Here is a 4,315-nt window from a genome sequence, read left to right as displayed (position 1 = left end):
CGCTCCCTTATCGGAGCGGAACGTCGTTCCTCGCATGGGCGATCGTCAACAACAACCAGCCCGTTCCCGACGTGTTCTCCAAGATGACCAAAATCGCAGCTTCGGGCCGACTGGGCCGATCAGCTTCACCGGTTCCGGATCCGGGACCCGCTACGGCTACAAGAACCCGATCACGTCCTACCAGGCGAGCGGCGCGCTGAGCGGCAACCCGTTTGTGAGCATGCTGCCGCGCGCCGCGACCATCACCATCGCCAGTCCCGCGACGGTGACCGCGACAGGGCACGGGCTCGCCAATGGCAAACGGGTCCAGTTCACGACCAGCGGCGCGCTGCCAACCGGCATCCTCGCCAACACGACCTACTTCGTCATCAACGCCGCGACCGACACGTTCAACATCTCCGCCACGCAGGGTGGCGCCGCGATCGGTACCTCGGGCGGCCAGTCGGGCAGCCACGTCGTGCGCGAGGTCGTCTCGGTCACGGTCAGCTAAGGAGAAAAGAGATGCAGGCAGATCGCCGGCCCACGGTCACCGACGAGGTGATCACGATCAACGACGACCTCGACATCAACTACGGGGTTTTCAAAAACGGGTTCACCTTCCGCCGGGCACCCAACTCCTGGCGGCTCTGGCCGATGCTGGAGTTCGTGGCCCCGAAGCTGAACCCCACTATCGCCGAAATGTACGAAGCAGGTGTCGCCTGGACCTTGTGCGAGCATGTGTCCGTCGCGATCGCCGGGTGGGCCGACTACGTCTTCGAGGGGCCAAAGGGACCGATCATCAGCGCTTGACGCCCGGATGCCACAATGTCGAGAATGGTGGCGGCTATCTGCCGGCCGGCGAGTTCACCCGGCGTTTCCACGACGATTTCACGCTGTGCTGCGTGGTACAGAAGTTCCGGCGGACGCCCAGCGTGCAGTACCATTCGAGGTGCTGGCCGGGCCGGCCGTGCTCGATCGCGAAGTGCTGTTTGTCCATTATGCGACTGGCGCCCGGCAGCAGCAGACGGACTTCGATCTGCCGGCCGGGCATGCCCTCGAGGTGGCCGCGGGCGACATCGCCATCGTCGGGAGGCTGCGCTGATGGCTCCCAATACTGATCGTGATCCAGCCGTGGAGATCGCCCTGATCCGGGCGGACCTCGAGGCCATGCAGGAGGATCTGAAGGCCGTCCGCAAAGAGCTGAAGGACCTGCTCGAGGCCTGGAACACCGCGACCGGCATGGTCCGGTTCGTCAAGTGGCTGTCGACCTTCGCGACCGCGCTCGCCGTGCTCTACGCCACCGTCAAAGGCCTGTCCGGCCGCTAATCTCCCGGGAGACATCCATGAAACCGCTGCCACCGGCCTATGGCTGGATCGATGACCTGCGCCCGCTGCCCCGGATGCTGGAAGAGGCCCGCAAGCTCTACGGCACCTTCGAGGTGGCCGGGCCCGCTGACAATCCGGTGATCCTCGGCTGGGCGAAGGAGACTGGCCTCGCCAAGGTCTACAATGACGACGCCATTCCCTGGTGCGGGCTGTTCATGGCCGTGGTTGCCAAGCGCGCGGGCAAGCCGGTGGTGGAAGGCCCGCTCTGGGCGCGCAACTGGGCGAAGTTCGGGAAACCCGCTGATCAGGCTCAATTGGGTGACATCCTCGTGTTCCGCCGCGCGCAGGGATCCGGCCACGTCGGGCTCTATGTCGGCGAAGACTACGGCGCCTTCCACGTGCTGGGCGGCAACCAGTCTGACGGCGTGACCATCACCCGGATCGCCCGGGATCGCTGCATTGCCATCCGCCGACCGGCCTATCGCAAGCCGCCTGCAAGCGCGAAGCCGGTCCAGCTCGCCGCCAACGGTATCCTGTCCACCAACGAGGCCTGAGCGGCCGACAACCTCACCAACCCGTCCGCCCGCAATTCCTGCGGGCTTTTTTATGGAGAAACGACATGGAAGACCTGAAACCCTGGTGGGCATCCAAGGCCATCTGGACCGGCGTCATCGGCAGCCTGTGGGGCGTCGCCGCTGCGCTCGGCATTCTACCCGAAGGGCTGACCCAGGCCGACGTCCTGACCGTGGTACTCGCGCTGACCGGTATCGGCAGCGTGGTGTTCCGGAAGACGGCCAAGGCGCGGATTGGATGACGAAATGGGCAGGCGTATTGCCCTGCCTGCCTCACCCTCCCAAAAGAGGTGTCTTTGAAAATGCTCTAAGGCACTTGAAATATATCGACTTTTGTTTCCAGGCACTTCCGGAGGGTGAGGTCGTTCGCACCAACTTCAAACCAACTCCCGGGTCGTTGGTAGAAATCAAGGCCACGACCGATCTTAATATGCCAACCGTTGTCTAAGCGAATTTCCCGGTCATGCATGTTGGGATTTAGCGCCACATTGAGAACAATGTCCGATTCGAGGAGGCTCTGCTTCAAATCTTCAAGCTTCTCGGAGATGTCGGCAAGCTCCGTCCTGTCGTCATAGCTACTGACCAGATTGATCGTCTTGATCGACCCAGATTTGAGACATGTTTCACAAAAACGGACAAAATTCTGGATCTGGTGTTGCAGGCGAATATAGGGATCCTCAATGGTGACCTCCTTGGCGCCCCGCAGATATGGCCCCATGATTGTCTCGTAACTGTGCCCCGTATCGCCGTACAAAATTGTGAAATGCTGTTCTTTCGGTTGAGAGAAAGCGGGCTCGGTCTCAGCAATAACATGCCCTACTGTCGGTTGAATATTGGCTGTTGACTGCTTGGGTTCACCCAGATCGACTGATGCTGCACCAATCGTTGGGTCACTGATAGCGTCATTGATTTTGAGGCGTCGGCGGGCTGGCTGCTGCGTTGCAAGAGCGTCTTTCGATTCAGGGCAGAAGATGACGACCTCTTTCCCACTCGCATCGAAATAGGACAAGTTGATGCGTGCAAACTCGTCGTCGGGCTTTCGCTTATTCATTTGCTCCTTGACGCGACGCCGGCACTCCGTCGCATAAGCGACATAATCTTCAAATTCCTCAGCTGTGGCCGGGCTGCCTGGGTGCAGTATCTTCAAAAAGGCCGCCACCGTCTTCTTGATGCCTTTTTCGTCACGCCCCTCAATATCTTTGCCGAGCCTGATCTGGCGGCTGACCTCTTCGTAGCGGTTCGTATGCTTGAATTGGTAATGAAAGGCCTCTGCTAGGTAGTCAGTTATAAACCCGTAGCGGCTCGTGAGAAACTCACTGCTGTTTTTGGGCATCTCCCAGCCTGGAATGTACGCGGCTAACCTATCCATCACTGCTAGGTCTAACTCGGGGGGCAGCGGCTGAAAGAGGTCATATTCCGTCGAATTAACCACCTGATCAACGGAAAGGTCGATGTTGCCAACGAAACTCAAGCTCGCGTCTGCAATCACCTCTGCTCCACGCGAGAAGCGACCATTTGCCATGAAATCTTTCATGATCTGAATGGTGTCGGGATCACGGACCTTTATCCCTCCGACCTCGTCAAATGCGACGGTGTCCCAATATCCAACTAGGCCTACTTTCCGACGGGCGTTATTGTAGAACAGTGTGGCCTTCGTTGCCTGGCCGCCCGAAATCAGGGTCGCATAGGGCGAAAACTCACTGAAGAAATATGACTTGCCCGTTCCGCGTGGACCGAGCTCGATATAGTTGTAATTCGGTTCCACCAGAGGCGCCAGGCGCGCGATATAATGCAGTTTTACGCGCTTCGAGAGCTTGGACGGCTCTAGGCCGACTGAACGCATGATCGCGTCAAGCCACTGATCCCTCGTGAATGCTTTTCTGCCTTCCACATACTGCTCGAAGTCAAACCGGGAGAGCTGGATGGGGCGCAGATCTTCGATGTAGAATGCGTAATCGTCCTCATCGATCTCATTGTGCGCCAGAGTCACTTCGGCCCAAATTCCACCTTCAAGAAGGCGGTCATTATCGCGATAGAACTTCTCGCCAACCGCGATGCGTTGGGAATTGAAATTCTCAAGCGATGCCCAGTGGCGCTTCTCCTTCTCGACAAATCGGATATGAACCTTGTCGATGAACCGATGCTTGCCCTTGGTCGCGACCTTCGACTGTGCGGCATTCGCCTCGTCAGGACGGACGTAATTGTCCTGCAGCGTTGCCAGAACGGCCTCCATCCCCGCGTCAATCTCGGCTTGGTCGTTGCTGGCACAGAAACGTGCGAGGAGAAACTCCAGTACGAATGTTGGGACGTTCGTGCCTTTTTTGATGCGATGCAGCAGGTTGAAGCGCCCCGGGTTTCCAGGAGGCTCCAACTTGTGAGAAGGAGCATCCGTTATGAGCAAGACAACCAACAAATTTTCACCTGAAGTCCGCGAGCGG

The 4,315-nt window shown here is 58.8% G+C and carries 7 protein-coding genes; 6 read left to right on the top strand and 1 reads right to left on the bottom strand.

What is annotated here, in order from left to right; translation table 11 throughout:
* From ADT71_RS00535 to ADT71_RS00515, 6 genes are all read left to right on the top strand, one after another.
* The coding region (locus ADT71_RS00535; RefSeq protein WP_231635450.1) for a hypothetical protein at positions 1 to 490 on the top strand (490 nt) is incomplete at its 5' end.
* An 11-nt stretch (positions 491 to 501) separates the two neighbouring features.
* Positions 502 to 789 (top strand): hypothetical protein, encoded by a 288-nt coding sequence (locus ADT71_RS00530; RefSeq protein WP_054434164.1) that lies wholly within the window; start codon positions 502 to 504, stop codon positions 787 to 789.
* Between the two features lie 85 nt (positions 790 to 874).
* Entirely contained in the window at positions 875 to 1,081 is a 207-nt protein-coding gene (locus ADT71_RS30895; RefSeq protein ID WP_156336369.1) for a hypothetical protein, read from the top strand.
* Positions 1,082 to 1,110: 29 nt separating this feature from the next.
* Entirely contained in the window at positions 1,111 to 1,305 is a 195-nt protein-coding gene (locus ADT71_RS00525) for a hypothetical protein (protein ID WP_156336367.1), read from the top strand.
* 17 nt (positions 1,306 to 1,322) lie between these two features.
* Complete coding sequence (locus ADT71_RS00520) at positions 1,323 to 1,859, top strand: TIGR02594 family protein (protein ID WP_054434160.1); 537 nt, start codon at positions 1,323 to 1,325, stop codon at positions 1,857 to 1,859.
* Between the two features lie 65 nt (positions 1,860 to 1,924).
* On the top strand, positions 1,925 to 2,119 hold the full coding sequence (locus tag ADT71_RS00515) for a hypothetical protein (protein ID WP_054434159.1): 195 nt from the start codon (positions 1,925 to 1,927) through the stop codon (positions 2,117 to 2,119).
* Between the two features lie 65 nt (positions 2,120 to 2,184).
* Here the strand turns inward: ADT71_RS00515 and brxL are convergent.
* The coding region (gene brxL, locus ADT71_RS00510) for a BREX system Lon protease-like protein BrxL (RefSeq protein WP_197282865.1) at positions 2,185 to 4,315 on the bottom strand (2,131 nt) is incomplete at its 5' end.

This window comes from Novosphingobium sp. ST904, assembly GCF_001298105.1.
Taxonomy (GTDB): Bacteria; Pseudomonadota; Alphaproteobacteria; order Sphingomonadales; family Sphingomonadaceae; genus Novosphingobium.
The sequence above is the reverse complement of the archived record's forward strand: the minus strand, read 5'-3'. Positions and strand labels throughout refer to the sequence as shown.

Coding starts and splice junctions, on each gene's coding strand:
- ADT71_RS00530 (WP_054434164.1), top strand. CDS start 502: ATGCAGGCAGATCGCCGGCCCACGGTCACCGACGAGGTGATCACGATC.
- ADT71_RS00520 (WP_054434160.1), top strand. CDS start 1,323: ATGAAACCGCTGCCACCGGCCTATGGCTGGATCGATGACCTGCGCCCG.
- ADT71_RS00515 (WP_054434159.1), top strand. CDS start 1,925: ATGGAAGACCTGAAACCCTGGTGGGCATCCAAGGCCATCTGGACCGGC.